At 51.6% G+C, this 15,524-nt stretch carries 11 protein-coding genes; 5 read left to right on the forward strand and 6 right to left on the reverse strand.

The window, feature by feature from the left end; translation table 11 throughout:
• Positions 1 to 152 precede the first annotated feature (152 nt).
• From H8L32_RS13250 to H8L32_RS13265, 4 genes are all read left to right on the forward strand, one after another.
• Positions 153 to 1,832 carry a GH39 family glycosyl hydrolase gene (locus H8L32_RS13250; RefSeq protein WP_186947714.1) on the forward strand — a complete coding sequence of 560 codons (1,680 nt, stop codon included), beginning with the start codon at positions 153 to 155 and terminating at the stop codon, positions 1,830 to 1,832.
• Positions 1,833 to 1,859: 27 nt separating this feature from the next.
• Positions 1,860 to 3,245: a c-type cytochrome gene (locus H8L32_RS13255; protein ID WP_186947715.1), complete on the forward strand. Its 1,386-nt coding sequence runs from the start codon at positions 1,860 to 1,862 to the stop codon at positions 3,243 to 3,245.
• 292 nt (positions 3,246 to 3,537) lie between these two features.
• Positions 3,538 to 3,861, forward strand: a complete 324-nt coding sequence (locus H8L32_RS13260; protein WP_186947716.1) for a hypothetical protein — start codon at positions 3,538 to 3,540, stop codon at positions 3,859 to 3,861.
• Positions 3,862 to 3,947: 86 nt separating this feature from the next.
• Positions 3,948 to 4,304, forward strand: coding sequence for a hypothetical protein (locus tag H8L32_RS13265; RefSeq protein WP_186947717.1), 357 nt, complete (start codon positions 3,948 to 3,950; stop codon positions 4,302 to 4,304).
• Positions 4,305 to 4,455: 151 nt separating this feature from the next.
• Here the strand turns inward: H8L32_RS13265 and H8L32_RS13270 are convergent, their stop codons facing one another.
• The 5 genes from H8L32_RS13270 to H8L32_RS13290 form a co-directional block, all read right to left on the reverse strand.
• On the reverse strand, positions 4,456 to 6,126 hold the full coding sequence (locus H8L32_RS13270; protein ID WP_230412197.1) for a glycoside hydrolase family 43 protein: 1,671 nt from the start codon (positions 6,124 to 6,126) through the stop codon (positions 4,456 to 4,458).
• An 87-nt stretch (positions 6,127 to 6,213) separates the two neighbouring features.
• Positions 6,214 to 9,063, reverse strand: coding sequence for a TonB-dependent receptor plug domain-containing protein (locus H8L32_RS13275; RefSeq protein WP_186947718.1), 2,850 nt, complete (start codon positions 9,061 to 9,063; stop codon positions 6,214 to 6,216).
• Between the two features lie 92 nt (positions 9,064 to 9,155).
• Complete coding sequence (locus tag H8L32_RS13280; RefSeq protein ID WP_186947719.1) at positions 9,156 to 11,537, reverse strand: pectinesterase family protein; 2,382 nt, start codon at positions 11,535 to 11,537, stop codon at positions 9,156 to 9,158.
• A gap of 83 nt (positions 11,538 to 11,620) precedes the next feature.
• A complete protein-coding gene (locus tag H8L32_RS13285; protein ID WP_186947720.1) occupies positions 11,621 to 12,937 on the reverse strand; it encodes a glycoside hydrolase family 28 protein in 1,317 nt (438 codons plus the stop codon).
• Between the two features lie 341 nt (positions 12,938 to 13,278).
• Positions 13,279 to 13,620 carry an NIPSNAP family protein gene (locus tag H8L32_RS13290; protein WP_186947721.1) on the reverse strand — a complete coding sequence of 114 codons (342 nt, stop codon included), beginning with the start codon at positions 13,618 to 13,620 and terminating at the stop codon, positions 13,279 to 13,281.
• Positions 13,621 to 13,851: 231 nt separating this feature from the next.
• On the opposite strand from H8L32_RS13290, the gene budA reads away from it, so the two are divergent.
• Entirely contained in the window at positions 13,852 to 14,643 is a 792-nt protein-coding gene (budA, locus tag H8L32_RS13295) for an acetolactate decarboxylase (RefSeq protein ID WP_186947722.1), read from the forward strand.
• A 53-nt stretch (positions 14,644 to 14,696) separates the two neighbouring features.
• On the opposite strand, the gene H8L32_RS13300 is transcribed toward budA, so the two are convergent.
• Positions 14,697 to 15,524, reverse strand: coding sequence for a CheR family methyltransferase (locus H8L32_RS13300; protein WP_186947723.1), 828 nt, complete (start codon positions 15,522 to 15,524; stop codon positions 14,697 to 14,699).

A 15,524-nucleotide genomic window follows, 5' to 3' on the forward strand; every position in this document is an offset into this window, starting at 1 on the left:
CACAATACTGGCCCAGACAAACAAGGCCACTATCACTTATAAGAATCCATACTCAGTGGACGCAGAGAGACATGGCAAGCACCTTGCGTCGTGCAGCCGAATACCACTGCGCGCTCATTCATCATCTTTGCCATCTGAAAAATGACCCTATCATGAAAAGTATCATTCTTAGTTGCTGTCTGTTGCTTGCTTTGGCGGCATCTGTCACTGCACACAGTCAGACCCCTGCCGTCGCCCTGCAAGTCGATCTGGCCAGGGAAAAAGGTGACATGAAGCCGATATGGGCATGGTTTGGGTACGACGAACCAAACTACACAACAATGAAGGATGGCAAGAAGCTGCTCAGCGAAATCGCCGCACTCAGCCCGACCCCGGTGTATGTACGCGCCCACAATCTGATGACTTCCGGCGATGGCACTGCCGCGCTGAAGTGGGGGTCAACCGATATGTACAAAGAAGACAAAGACGGCAAGCCCATCTATGACTGGACCATCATCGACAAGATTTTTGATACCTATGTCGAACGAGAAATGAAGCCTTTGGCACAAATCGGTTTCATGCCGGAAGCGCTATCCCGGGTACCACAACCTTATAGACACAATTGGGAACCCGGCAAAAAATACAAAGACATCATGACCGGATGGGCTTACCCACCCAAGGACTACAACAAATGGGCAGAACTGATTTATCAATGGGTAAGGCACAGCGTGGATCGCTATGGCCAGGCCGAAGTCGAGAGCTGGTACTGGGAATTATGGAATGAACCGGATGGCGCCTATCTAAAAGCCGAAGATACAGAGCGCGAATTTTTCAAGATGTACGACTATGCAGCCGATGCCGTCAAACGCGCCCTGCCAACGGCACGCATGGGTGGCCCGCATACCGCCAGTATAGGCAAATTTTTTGACAACTTTCTGAAGCATGCTTTGTACGAGCCCAATATGGCGACAGGCAAGATTGGCGCACCGCTTGATTTTGTCGCCTTTCACGCCAAGGGTTCACCCAGGCTGATCAATGGCGTGGTGCAAATGGGTATCATGGCGCATCTCAGTAAAATTGATCGTGGTTTTTCTATCGTTGCCTCTTATCCCGAGTTGAAGAACATCCCCATCATCATTGGCGAATCTGATCCTGAAGGTTGTGCAGCCTGCGGCATGCAGACCAATCCAGAAAATGCCTATCGCAACGGCACCTTGTATTCCAGCTACACTGCAGCCTCCATTGCACGCGAATACGAGATTGCCGATCGTCGTGGCGTCAACCTGCTGGGCGCCGTCAACTGGTCATTTGAATTTGAAGACCAGCCATGGTTTGCCGGTTTTAGAGACCTGGCCACCAACGGTGTCGATAAACCTGTACTGAATGTATTTCGCATGTTGGGTATGATGTCGGGCAAGCGGGTCGAAGTCAGTGGCGATATTGCCTACGATACCGAAGCCGTCATCAAAACCGGCGTACGTGCAGAAAGAACCGACATCAATGCACTTGCCGCCAAAGACAAAAAAAGTGTCAGCATTCTGGTGTGGAATTACCATGACACTGACATCATCGACGCGGGTTCACCAGTAGCATTAACCATCAAGGGCATAGCTGCTGATAAACTGACCGTGCACCACTATCGTATTGATGAAGCACACAGCAATTCCTATGCTGCCTGGAAAAAGATGGGCTCGCCACAAAACCCAAACACAGCACAGATTGCAGAACTGGAAAAAGCTGGTCAACTGGCTGAACTCGAAGCACCTGCACATCTGCAGGTGCGTGAGCAGCAAGTCACGATACATATGCAGTTGCCGCGCCAGGCGGTTTCCCTGGTGAAGTTAAGTTACTAGTACTAACCCCGACACTGACACAACACCATGAAAATCATTACTCTGCTCACCACCCTGCTGCTACTGCATACCTCATCTGTATTTGCAGGAGAAGGCAGCGATCTGTATAAGCAAAGCTGTGCACAATGTCACGGTGCCAATCGTGAAGGAGGCCTTGGTCCCAGCCTGCTCAAGCGGCCGTGGGCAAAGGTCGATTGGAAAAAAGACAGTCTGCAACGCTTCATTAGCGAAGGTTCCCCCAACACCGGCATGCCCGCATGGAAGAATGTCCTGAACCAGAAGCAGATTGCTGCCCTTGCTGAATATCTGTTGCTGCCTGAGCCGGTGGCGCAGGCAGTGGTCAAAGAAACACGGGCAGATCCCTACCCCGAACTCAAAAAATTTCGCCTGCCGGTTGGTTTTTCCATCTCTGTGTATAGCGATCAGCTTGCAAATGCACGTGGCATGGCCGTGACTGCATCCGGCATTGTTTTTGTCGGATCACGTAAAGTGGGAAAAATTTATGCCGTCATCAATAGCGGCAAAGATGGCGTGCCACCGAAAGTCGTCACCGTTGCCAAAGGGCTGGATTCCCCTATCGGCCTGACCTTGCTGAATGGTTCACTGTACGTGGCAGAAATGACACGCGTCATTCGCTTTGATGACATCGAAAAAACCTACGACAAATCGCCGCAACTGCACGTGGTCAAAGATGATTTTCCCAAAGACAAATGGCATGGCGAGAAAATAATCAAGGCTGGCCCGGATGGAAAATTATATATACCCATAGGTGCGCCATGCAATGTCTGCGACAAGGAAGATGCACCACATTCCAAAATTTATCGTATGAACCCTGATGGCTCAGGCTTTGAAATCTATGCACGCGGCATCAGAAATTCTGTCGGTTTTGCATGGCATCCGGCCAGCAAGGAAATGTGGTTCACCGACAATGGTCGCGATGAAATGGGTGACAACATGCCATCCGATAAATTGAACTACGCCCCCAAAGCCGGCATGCATTTTGGCTTTCCGTATTGCGCTGGCGGTGCCGTGGAGGATCCGGAATTTCACAAAAACAGGCGCTGTGAAGAATTCGCAGAACCGGCAGCAAAGCTGGGGCCACATGTTGCCTCACTAGGTCTGGCATTCAACGATGGCACGCAATTTCCTGCGCAATACAGGAATCAGCTATTTGTCGCAGAACACGGCTCTTGGAACCGTACACAAAAAATCGGCTATCGCGTCGCATTGATCACCTTGTATAACAACAAGGTCGTCAGTGATACCGTGTTCATCGAAGGATTTTTGCAGGATGAAAAAGTGATTGGTCGCCCGGTTGACATTGCCTTCCTGCCAGATGGATCCATGCTCATCTCGGATGACTTTGGTGGGCGTATTTATCGTGTCAGCTATAGCGAGAACACCAAAAAATAGCAGGCGGTCTTGCTACAGGCAAGGCCAAGAATCTATAAAAAAACGACATCAGGCAATATGCTGGTGTCGTTTTTTTTGTTCTTTCGTTTTACAAAATTTATACAAGTATACGTGCGTAACGTGCAAACCATGTTTTTGGTTGACAGCCTGATCTGCGTTTAGATCAACAATACTAACAGGCTGAAACTGTCTTTTTTCCGTCAACGCTGTTGTCATTGACTGCGTTCTTGGCTTACGTAGCTTGACTACGCAAAACAAAGCAAGCAAACCCAAACAGGAATAGGAAAACATCATGAACAAAATCATCACCGCTTTCATCGCCGCCACTGTTGTTATGGGTAGCGCATTTGCACAGACTCCAGCAGCATCCGCAACAGCCGCCAGCACGCCAGTGAAAGCCGCATCTGCATCTGCCGCAGCCAGCGTAGCGAAATCTGCTCCTGTTGCCAAAGCCAGCTCTGTATCTGCTTCTGTCGCTGCCACAACTGAAGCAAAACCGGTGACAGACAAAGCAATGACGGACAAAACAACTAAGCATGAAAAACATGTAAAAAAAGAAGTCAAGAAAGATGAAGTCAAAGCGGCATCAGCCTCGGCACCAGCAGCATCGAAATAATCAATAAAGCGCAGGTATTACCCGCAACATATGCTGTCGGTAAAAAAACAGATACTCAAAAAACCATTCATATCAGGGAAATAAACATGAACAAGCTCATCACCGCTTTCGTTGCCTCTACCGTCATCATGGGTAGCGCGTTCGCTCAGACACCAGCTACAGCAAGCGCAGCAGCAAGTACAGCAGCTAATAAGCCAGTCAAGGCAGCATCTGCTGTAGTTGCGGCCAGCGTCGCCAAATCAACGCCTGTCGTTGCAACACCCGTTGCAGCAGCGCCAGCAGCACCTGAAGTCAAATCTGCGGTAACAGAAAAAGCAACAAAACACGCAAAACACACGAAGCAAGAGAAACAGACCAAGCAAGTTAAGCAGACAACAAAGGACATGAAAGCGGACGATGCCAAGGTAGTACCAGCTGCATCAACACCAGCAGCATCGAAGTAATCCGCTGGGAATGGCGGTCTCATCAAGAGGTCGCCGCTTAAAGAACAACGCCCAATTTATATTGGGCGTTGTTTTTTGTGTTGCACTTGTATGTAACTTATCCTGCCCAATCGCGATTCAGACGCAATGCACCTTGATCAATTGAAGTCCATCATTTCGCGGTAACACGGAAATAATCCACATCCATGCTGGAACGTGGCGTCGTCACTTTTTCGCCAATGCTGAACAGGCCAATCTGGGCTCCCACCCAGCGTCCCTTGCCAACCTTGAAGGCTTGAGGAATTTTCTGGAAATTCACGTTATCCGTACTATAAGAAAAGCTTGCGAGTGCACCATCAGCCATATTCAGGCGTAAATACAATGAAGATGGGGCAGACGGCAAGATCACCTGTGGTGCTTCCGTGCAACGATCACCAGACCCGGTGCAGGTCACATATACCAGTTGTGTCACGCCTGCTGTTTTCTGCAAGCCCAGCCAGGCATATTGCATGGCATTCAGAATTAAACCGGCCCTGTCACCATCTGCCGCATTGTTTAACTGCACATGTGTATTGACTGCAAATTCTGGCGCAGGCAGTTTTTGCGTCAGCACCGACGGCGCACGCCGTACGTTATTGATCACTTCGGGTTCAATTTGCGTGTACAGGCGCAATACGCCAGGGCGTTCAGTCAATGAATACCATTGCGCGTTGAAGTTGGCATTCCATTCCCATTGAAGACCCAGCCTGCTTCCTTTGAATTCATCCGATGTCGGTGGCACCTTGATTGCAGCACCGGATACCGGCTTTGCATAAGTCAGCACTGGTTGCCCGGTGCCAGCTTTAGGGCCATCCTCACCAATCACAGGCCAGTCATCTACCCAGCGCATGGGTTGCAGATGCATGACACGGCCATAGGCTTCCTTGTCCTGGAAATGCAGGAACCAGTCCCTGCCATCCTGCGCCCTTACCCAGGCACCCTGATGCGGACCATTGATGGGACTATTGCCCTGATCCATGACGGTACGGACTTCATATGGCCCATTGATACTGCGCGAACGGAATACTGCTTGCCAGCCCTGCTCAACCCCGCCTGCCGGCGCAAACACATAGTAATAGCCATTGGCCTTGTAAAACTTCGGGCCTTCCAGCGTACGGTAGTCAGGTATTTTATTGCCATCAATAACAGTCTGGCCCGCACTGTCCAGCAAACGGCTGCCATCTGGAGCCATGGCGCGCAAGGTCAAGAGATTATTGATACCAGCCCGGCTTTTTGCCCAGCCATGCAACAGATAAGCCTTGCCATCGTCATCCCACAGCGGAGTGGGGTCGATGATGCCTTTACCCGGCAGCAAAAGCTTGGGCGTGCTCCATGGTCCGGCAAAATCTTTTGCCGTGATAACGAAAATACCCAGATCGGGATCGGGATAAAATATCCAGAACTGATTGTCGTGATAACGCAGGCACGGTGCCCAGACGCCTTCGCCGTGGCGTGGCACAGCGAAACGTTCCGCCGGTACCAGTTGCGGCAAGGCATGGCCTACCAGTTCCCAGTTCACCAGATCCCGGGATTGCAGCAAAGGCAAACCCGGCGAACTGTTGAAACTCGAAGACGTCATGTAATAGGTATCACCTACACGTATCGCATCCGGGTCAGAATAATCGGCATGAAGCACAGGGTTTTTATAACGCCCATCACCCAGGTCAGCCACCCACGGCTCTTTTGTCGCCTCGCGTTGCGCAACCTGCGTATGCTGGCAAGCCGAAATGCCAAGTCCGAGCAGGACAACTGATGCAATCGTCGATGCAGCGCGGTACATAGAGGAAGAAGTGTAATTAGGCATACTGTTACGATTCATTTTAGAATTCTTACGAAGAGCTGCACCGGCAGCTCTTCGGCTTGTTAAGTACAAATAATGCTCAAAGCAAAATCAGAATGCATACTCTGCCTTGACAGTATAAGCACGGCCTATGGGTTTGGCGACGTTTTGCGCAAACACCACGCGTGAACTCAAACGCTGATTCGACAAAGGCGGGTCCACATTCAACAGATTGTTGATGCCAAAGTTCAACCTGAATTTATCTGAAAATCTATAGTTGGCACTCAGGTTATAGATGATGTAAGAATCAATCACGTTGTAATACGGCTGCCCGATTTTTTGCGTAGCCAGCGCATTGGTGTCTTCATAACTGGACGTATACGATTGCGACAACTGCGTCGCGAATTTGCCCATGTTCCAGGACAAACGCAAATTATGACGCCAGCGGTAAATATACGTATTGGCTGAAGTAGAACCCGTCGCCAGTGCACCTGGCCTGCCTACGCTATCCACCCAGGCCCCGCCGACATCGTTTTGCCCTTCATATTTGTTGACGTAAGTGCCATCCATGCTCACACCAAACTTACCCCATCTGGAAGTTGGGAAGAGATAACGGAAATTGACATCAACACCACGCGTGTGTACCCCGCCCATGTTCAGGCGCGTAACCACGATGTAGTTCAGCGTGCCATCCGGGTTGCGCACAAACAGGTTGGCATATTTGTTGACATCAGAAAAAATCGTCTCTTCCGTAATCTGGGCGATGGTTCCCTTCATGCGGATATCCCATATGTCGAAGGACAGCATCATGTTCTGCACAGGTTCAAGCACGATGCCAGCCGTCAGCGTGCGTGATTTTTCTGGTTGCAGATCAGGATTTGCACCCGTCAATATGGTCTGCTGGGTATTACATACGCGTGCCGGATCAAGATTCAGGCTGGCATATTTGGGGTCGGTCGTCAGCGTCCCGGTATTTGGCTGTGACGGAGTGGTACTTGGACAAAGCAAAGGGTCATCCCAGCGATTGGTAGACGGTGTCTTGGTCCGTGGTGTGCCATACAGTTCAGGCAAGGTCGGGGCACGGAAACCGGTGCTGGCCGTACCACGCAGCATGACAGACTTATGCGGTTCCCAGCGTATGCTGGCCTTGGGGTTCACTGTAGAACCAAAATCACTGAAACGGTCAGCACGGGCAGCGAAGGTCAGATCAAGCTCTTTGGTCAGCGGAGCGTCCAGTTCCACATACAGGCCCGCAATGGTGCGGGCACCACTTGGATTCGCACCGGGTGTACCGGACACCTTGTAGACGACTTCATTGGTAAGAAGACTCGTGGAATCGGTATAGGTTTCTCTGTGCAAATCACCACCCACTGCCACCGACAGCGACCCGCCGGACAATTCTGTCAGTGAGCGCGACAGATTGAAATCAGGGCCAAAGTATTTCACGCTGGCGGTGCGATAGGTAATGTCATCCACCTTGATGCTGTTGAGGTAGGCCTGGCCCGTCGCATCCTGTGCACCAAAGGGATTCAGGATACCGTTTGCCACACCGTCATACAGCTTCGGTGTGCTGACAAAACCACTCTTCCAGCCCACCCGGCGCTTGCTCATCGCGGCATTGAAACCGACACGGTAATCCCAGCCCATGAATTCGCCCTCATCAGCGATGACCAGGCGATTGGTATTTTGACGATCATCCGTAGCGGCTGGGCCAAGCTCATCCAGGCTCCAGGTCAATGCCAGGTCCTGCCCGGTCACCCCCGCAACTGCCGGTACACCACCACTGCCGCCTGGGTACCATTTACTGCTCTTGGTAATAAACAACGGCTTGCGTACACCAGGGTTGAACTTGTCGTAATCTGTTTGGGCACCAAATACCTGCGGCGGATTAAGTGCATCGATATAGGATTCGCTGGCAAGCACTTCAACCGTCAACAATTTGTTGTCGCCGTGGCGCAAAGATCCTTTGCTAAACAAGGTAGTCTGCCGGTTCTCGGGCAAGAGTTGTGGATAAAGAGTAGGGTCGAGAATACAGGTCTTGATGCCAGAACCAGTAGCCTTGATCGAGGGAAGACTGTATTGCGCACCATACGTGCTGGAGCAACCGGTGGCCCAATACGGATTTCCGGTAGTGCTGGTCGCCTTGCCATTGGTGTACACCGTAAAGTTGGCAGGGGCAGACGAAGAGCCCGAGGTATTGGTGCTGAATACGCTTCCCCCCAGGCGGGCGATGGCATCAGGATCGGTGATATTCGGTCTGTCCTTTTGCAACAGGGACGAGCGCGTCTGCGTATCAAATGCTGCATACACGTTCCAGCCATCCTTGTTCAAATCCCCCTTGCCACCGGCGATGGAAAAGCGGCGCTGGTCACCGCCACCTGCACGTTCTGGTGCCACCACACTGGCAGCCAGCCTGATGTCAGTCAGCGTACGCCGGGTGATGAAATTGACGACCCCGGCGATGGCGTCGGTACCGTAAATTGACGACGCACCATCACGCAAAACTTCAACGCGCTCTATCGCACTCATGGGCACGACATCAACGTTAATCGAACTGTCGCCGATGGCTTCATTCGGCAAACGACGGCCGTTCAGCAAGACCAGGGTGCGGTTGGTGTTCAGGCCGCGCATATTGATCATGGTGCCACCACCACCACCGCCAACGGGTTCATTGGTGGCACCCATAACAAAGGACGTGGCTACTTCGGACATGGTTGTCAGCCCCTGTGCTTCCAGTTCTTCGGCCTTGTAGGTAGTCAGCGGCAAGGCGTTTTCCGTAGCCAGCCGTTTGATCGATGAGCCAGTGATTTCTATCTTGGTTACTGGTGCGGAAGTTGGTGTGGGTGTTGTTGGGCCTGGCTGACCCTGCTGAGCCTGGGCCTGGCTCATCAAGGTCAGCACGGCCAGGGTGACCGTGCTGAGTGCCAGACCTGGGGTAGTGGCGCACCTGATTCTGTTCATTGTCTATCTCCTTTGTTTTATCGTTTTTTTATATGTGCTTTATTTGTACTTCATGCTTATTTCATGTTTACTTCATATTTCCTGCTACTGCCTTACTTGCTATCCGATGGCGATGGGTTCCAGCCTTTGCCGTTATCGAAATCTGCGAAAACCAGGCGGCGACTGGCGAAGCGTGTCGCCACCTGTTGTTCAGTCAATGTGTGCCCCGGCAAACGCTGCGATACATCCAGTGGCTTGCCGTTGATATCCATGCTGCCGTATTCACCCCAGCCGGCACCGGGCTGCGCCTGTGCGGATTCCGGGCGTGGCGTCAGCCAGCCTGCGGGAGCTATATGTTTGTCCATCATGCAGTGGATGAAACTGACGCTGTCCCAGGTAGTTGATGGCCCCTGGCGGGCCAGATAAGCCGTGCCGGGCAAGACGTCGTTTTGTCCGGGACCATTGCCATGCGTCAGGCGACTGTTCAGAAAAACAAAACCGGGTTCACTGGCGGCAACCGTGCGTGCCTGCACCACATAGCCGCCACCCTTGCCGGGATTGGCACTGTCACCGACAGAACGGATTTCACTTTCTTCGAACAAGGCTGCCCTGTTGGCACCCCAGATAAAATCGACGTTACCAGCAATCAGTGAACGATAAAACCACGAGTAACCCTTCACCTGTATGGTGTCTTGTTCGCTGAAAAAGTTGACATGCTGCGCGACCAGGCGGCCGCGGTCACTGCTGAACACCAGGGTTTCTGCCTGCGCGCCGACACTTTTGGCACGCACTGCCGTGTTGACAAGCGTGAGCGTATCCAGCATCAGCATGTCGGCATCTTCAATCAGAAATACTGAGCGTCCACCGGTAACCGATGGCGTCAATAGGCCCTGACTGACACCGGTTCCGGGATTATTGCCATCGTCGTTGTAAGCTTGCAGAATGACGCCATCACGGCTTTCACCACGCAGGGTGATATTGTCCTTGCCCCGCAGATACAGTAACTGCTCATACCGACCATTGGCGATGCGTATGGACACCGGTTCTGCACGCGACAGATAGCGCATTGCATGATTCAAGGCCCCCTGCACGGTACGGAAATCAGCCGGGCCATCATCGTCAACCGTCAGACTGGTGCCAGATGGTGCCAGCTTGCGCGTGCTGAAACTCCAGCCGGCAGCTTGCCCCAGCCCGGTAAATGCCTGCCCCGCCAGGCTGGCGTTGACGAAAACACCTACGTCAACAGCGATGTAATACGCCATGCCATACGCCAGGCGCGCACTGTGCGGCTGAATAGTCACAGTCCTGCCGTCTATCCTGATGGGCCGGAAGCGCACCACGCGTTTGAGTTCCTGCCCTTCGTAACCAATTTCATCAATATCTTCACCGACGCGGATGATATCGACCAGGGCATTGTCTGAGGCGCGATAAATCCGCACCGATCCGCCTTGCCCCAGCGTTGGTGCCTGATCAAACTCGATCTGCAAATGGGTATCCACTGGCACTTCATCAGCATGCGACGCCGGCCTGACTTTGCCTTGCAGTGCATACTGTTGTGATGATGAAGTAAAAGCCGGATCAACCCGCACGGTGATATACGTGGCCACGTTGGCATCTGCCTGGCTGCTGACTGCGATCGTTGTCAGGCCAGGGCGTTTCGCGGTGAATACAAGCTTGCCATCTTCCACGACAACGCCCGCAATGCTGGCGTTACTGGACAATGCACTCAAGGGAAGTGTGAGCCTGTCCTTGCCTGAGAACGCGAGTACCTGATAAGACTGAGGCGCATCACCCAACTGCAAGCTGACACGATCCATCACGCGCGCCAAGGCAAGGCGCACAGGCTTGCTGGCAGCAGCGCCGATGCGTACATCATCAAACTCGACACTCTGGCCTTTGGCCAATAAGCCTATCCGTCCCTCAAACGGTGAAGAATCCGTGGCACTGACCAGCATTTCCCCATTCAGGTACAGCACCAGCGCGCCACCGGCAACGTCCAGCCTGACGGTGTAAAAGCTGCCGTTTGGGCCAGCGTCTTTTCCAGACTGTTTTAGTTTGAGCAGTTTGCCATGCTGCATTTTGACCAGGTCAACGGCTAGTCTTTGTCTGTCGACATTGATACTGAGGCTGGCACCCAACCAGTTATTGTCATCCTGGTAGCGGGCAATCAGATAAGCCTGCCCGCCAGTCGAAGAGGTGACTGCATTGCTGACTGGACGCATACGTGCCTCGACAAAGTAGGCATCTTTTACTTGTGCAACAGGTTCGGATGCCAGCAAGGGTACACCCTGACCATTGAGCACCAGCACATGATTGCCTGATCCATTCTGGCTTTGCACCGTTGCGCCAGATGCGGCAAGGTCTTTGCTTGGCCACCGCTCTGTTCCATGCTCAAAATCGTCGCACCATGTCGCATTGCCCGGACAAGTGACGGCGCATGCAGGTAATGACAATATGGCCGCCAGCAAAGCAAGCAGTAAATGTCTTGTGTTCATTGATATGTGTAGTGAAATTTTCTGAAAGAAGCCTCAAGCCACAACTCGCAGCAGTCATTAAACTGGCCGCTGAAGCTATCGCATCATGATTGTCGAAACGGCACGAAGCGTTCAGTGCAATTGACCGCCTGCGCATCCGGCGCATTCAGTTGCCCCGTCAGTTTGGCAAATTCAAGTTTGACTACCGGATTGCCATCCACCACCACATCCTTCAATGCCAGGTGCAGCGGGCGTTGTTCGTCATAGCCTTGCAAGATCACTTGCCCCGGGGTCAGGCTGTGCACACGCTCCATGCGGATGTCGGTATAGGAAGGAATCAGGTCACCCGCCGGGCCGGGTTCGTATTGCGTGTTGATGTACAGCGGCCAGCGTATATCGCGCAGGCACACATCGCGATATACAACACCAGAAACGATGCCACCACGTCTGTCATTGCTCTTGATGCGCAAGCCTGACGTGGTTCCATCCATCACCAGGTCTTCGACCAGTACATTGCGTACGCCACCATTGGTTTCACTGCCTATCGACATGCCGTGACCACTATAGAAATGGTTATGCAGGATGGATATGTTTTCGCTAGGCCCACTGCTGCCAGCCTTGATGGCGACATTGTCGTCACCCGTGCGGATGTGACTGTATGCAATCGTCACATTGCGCGATGCACCCGGGTCTATGCCATCGGTATTGCGTGCATCATGCGGTGTATCGATGCGGATACCCCAGGCGGTAAAGCCATCAACACGGTTCATCGCCACGTGGAAATTGGGTGAATTGCGCAAGGTGATACGGTGCATGGTGAAATCCTGCACCTTGTCTAGTTGAATAAGACGTGGCACATTCTGGCGCTGCTTTTCTTTTTGCGCACGACGTGCGATTTGCCACCAGGTTTCGTTCTTGCCGTCGATTAACTGACCGCCCTGGCCATCAATCACACCTTCACCCATGATACCCGTGCCGTTTACTCCTTCGACCGTGATAAACGGCTGACAGCCTTTGCCTGTTGCATCATTGGTGCCACAGGTTTTTGCTCCCCGGTCAAAAAGCAAAGGATTGGTGCTGGTATACAAGATAGTGCCCGCATCGACCACCAGCGTTACGCCAGAACGCAGCTTCAACGGACCAGATGTGAAGGAAGTGTTGCCGCTGCCGGGTGCGAGATGCACAGCCTGCCCTGCTGTACATTTGTCCATCGCGGCTTGGATGCGCGGGGCATCGTTGCGGCTGGGTGTTGATGGCTCTGCCAGCAAGACTGTACATGTCGCTGGCATCACAGGCTCGCGCACGTTGCGCGTATCCTGTGCCTGTGCGACAGGAACCAATGAGGCAAGCGCAGTCAGGCCAAGCAAACTCTGCCAGTTAAGGATATGTCGATGAATTTGAATGGAAGTAAAACAGTGCATTGTCAGTCTCCAGTTATAACTAACACACATGCCTGCGGCATGCCGTTTAACTGGAGCACCTCGCGTACTCCGCGCCGTTAAAACGAGGACCATCGCAAAACAATGGCCGAGGTTGCACGGTTGACTATATTTTATCGTATTGCAAATTACTTTTGCATGATCAGCACCATGTCTGATGCAAGTTCAAAAGCAAGTTCAAAAAGGGTATCAGATGACAATGCATCAGACCATTGCTTTGGATGCCGCTAGGAAGAATCGTTATTCGATTTGGTGGTTTTCACAATTCCTGGGTGCGACAAAGTTGCAGATTTGACGCAAAGCAGGTTCATTGCCAGATACACTCAGGCTTGATTCAATTCCCTCATGCTTTCAATTGCTTCGGCAGACACCCAGATCAGCGTATTCATATAACTGTCTATGCAATCCACCAATTCTTTCCTGGGGCCATCCTTCCATTCGCTGGAACCATAAAAAGCATTCTGCTCCTGCTCCAGTGCGTCACGACTTTCATACGAACGTATCAAGTAATAAGTGGCTTCTTCATGATCTGAATGCCCATAAGCAACGACATCCATATTCCGGCTCTTTAGCATGGGTACTGCCAGGCCATGTACCGCCTGGTGGAACGCTTCAGCCATGCCGGGCTTCAGGCGATAAGTGCGTATTTCAATTAATCGTTTCATCATGTTCACCGGTGTGTGGGGATACAAGCTGCTCAATTGTCGAGCAATTATCAGACTAACTCAGACTATCTTCTCTTCGCATAGTTCACCAATTTTATGTCGCACCTTCCGTCAGTTTTCGCTACGCAACACAATTGCTTATTTAACTACAAAACAAAGGCATCCTGAGTTAATATGGCGCACGTCTTTACTGTCCATCTGCCATCGCAACATTACCGCCCAATAAAAATCATGAAAAATCTGAGCCTGGCATCCCTGCTTTTCTTCGCTACAACAGTCACAACACTAAGCTGCGCGCAAACACCGCCGCCAGCCAAGGCCTTTCATTACTCCACCATAGACGCATTACTGGCAGGTGCGTATGAAGGTGAATTGACCGTCGATGAGCTTAAACTGAAGGGGGATTTTGGCATTGGCACTTTCAACCGGGTTGATGGAGAGATGATTGTTCTTGACGGTGAAGTATTCCAGTTCAAAGCCGACGGTTCCGTGGTCAAAGCCAGTGGCACTCAGTTGACACCTTTTGCCGTCGTCACCAGATTCAACGCGGACTTTCGCTATGACATCAGCAAAGAAACCGGCATGAAAGAACTGGAAGACATGCTGGATCAGCGCCTGGACAATAAAAACCTTTTCTATGCGATCCGGGTAGAGGGTGATTTCAAGCAACTGACCACACGTGCCATTGCACCACAGGACAAACCCTACAAACCACTGGCCGAAGTCACCAAGACACAAACCCTGTTCAACTATACCAATACCAAAGGTGTACTGGTCGGCTTTCGCAGTCCTGGTTTTGCCAAGGGCTTTAATGTACCGGGCTATCACTGGCACTATCTGTCCAACGACCACAAAGCTGGCGGCCACGTACTGGCACTCAGCCTTAGCCTGGGCGCGATCAAGGTCGGTGCGGTATCCGATATCGAAATCAAACTGCCAACCAACGATCAGTTTGCCACGACCAATCAAACGATTGATCGTTCGAAAGAATTGAAGGCGGTTGAGGGCTTGCGGAAAGACTAAACATCATCGACAGCCTTCAGTCATTACCGACATGCATGCTGCATGTCGCTACATCAGGGATGATAGCGATACAATCCATACTCATCCGAGATAGCCTGGTAATGCCAGGTAATATTAGTCCTTATATCTTGATGGCGCGCTAAATCAGCATCCAGCATACCAAGCGGAGTAAGGCTGGCAGCAAACAGGCGCAATGCTCTGTGACGCAGGGCGACACCAAAATGGGCAAGCACCCTGCGGCAACTGATCAGTTCAAACTCATTAAAAGAAGTGTCCGTGATCAGACTGAACTGCGACCAGACAAGATTTTTTTGCAGATGGTCGATGAGTATCAGGTTGCCGTTTTTTTCATAAAAATAATCCGCGAACCTGCCTTCACCTCCACTTTGCACATAATTTTTTTCATATTCAGTCAATTTCCCGGCAGGAAATCCTGTTGCGGCCATTTCCCGTATCAGCATTTCATTGGCACCCGTTACGTAAATTGCTGCTTTTTCGTACACCTGCTCTTCATGAAGCAGGATAACAAGGGCATACACTTCTTCAATACTGGAACAGTCTGCAATCCATATCCTGGTATGCGAATGTGAACGCAGCCACGGTGACAGTTGATTACGCAAAAATCGCAGGCGCTGCGGTTCGCCAAACATGGCGAACGGGCTTAAAAGAAGGCTGCGCAACAACGCATCCCACTGCGCGTTGTCATGCAATATGCTGTCTTGCAATGCAGAATAGGTTTTGATTGCATTCTGCTGCATCAGGACATTGAATTTCTCTATCAGCATCAGACGATCAAAACCACGGAAGTCATCACCGCGGTAGCGGTAGATGGCTTCCAGTAGCATATCGAGTTCAATATCCTCGACTTTTAATGCGTTCAT

The sequence above is a fragment of the Undibacterium hunanense genome (assembly GCF_014284335.1).
Classification (GTDB): domain Bacteria; phylum Pseudomonadota; class Gammaproteobacteria; order Burkholderiales; family Burkholderiaceae_D; genus Undibacterium; species Undibacterium hunanense.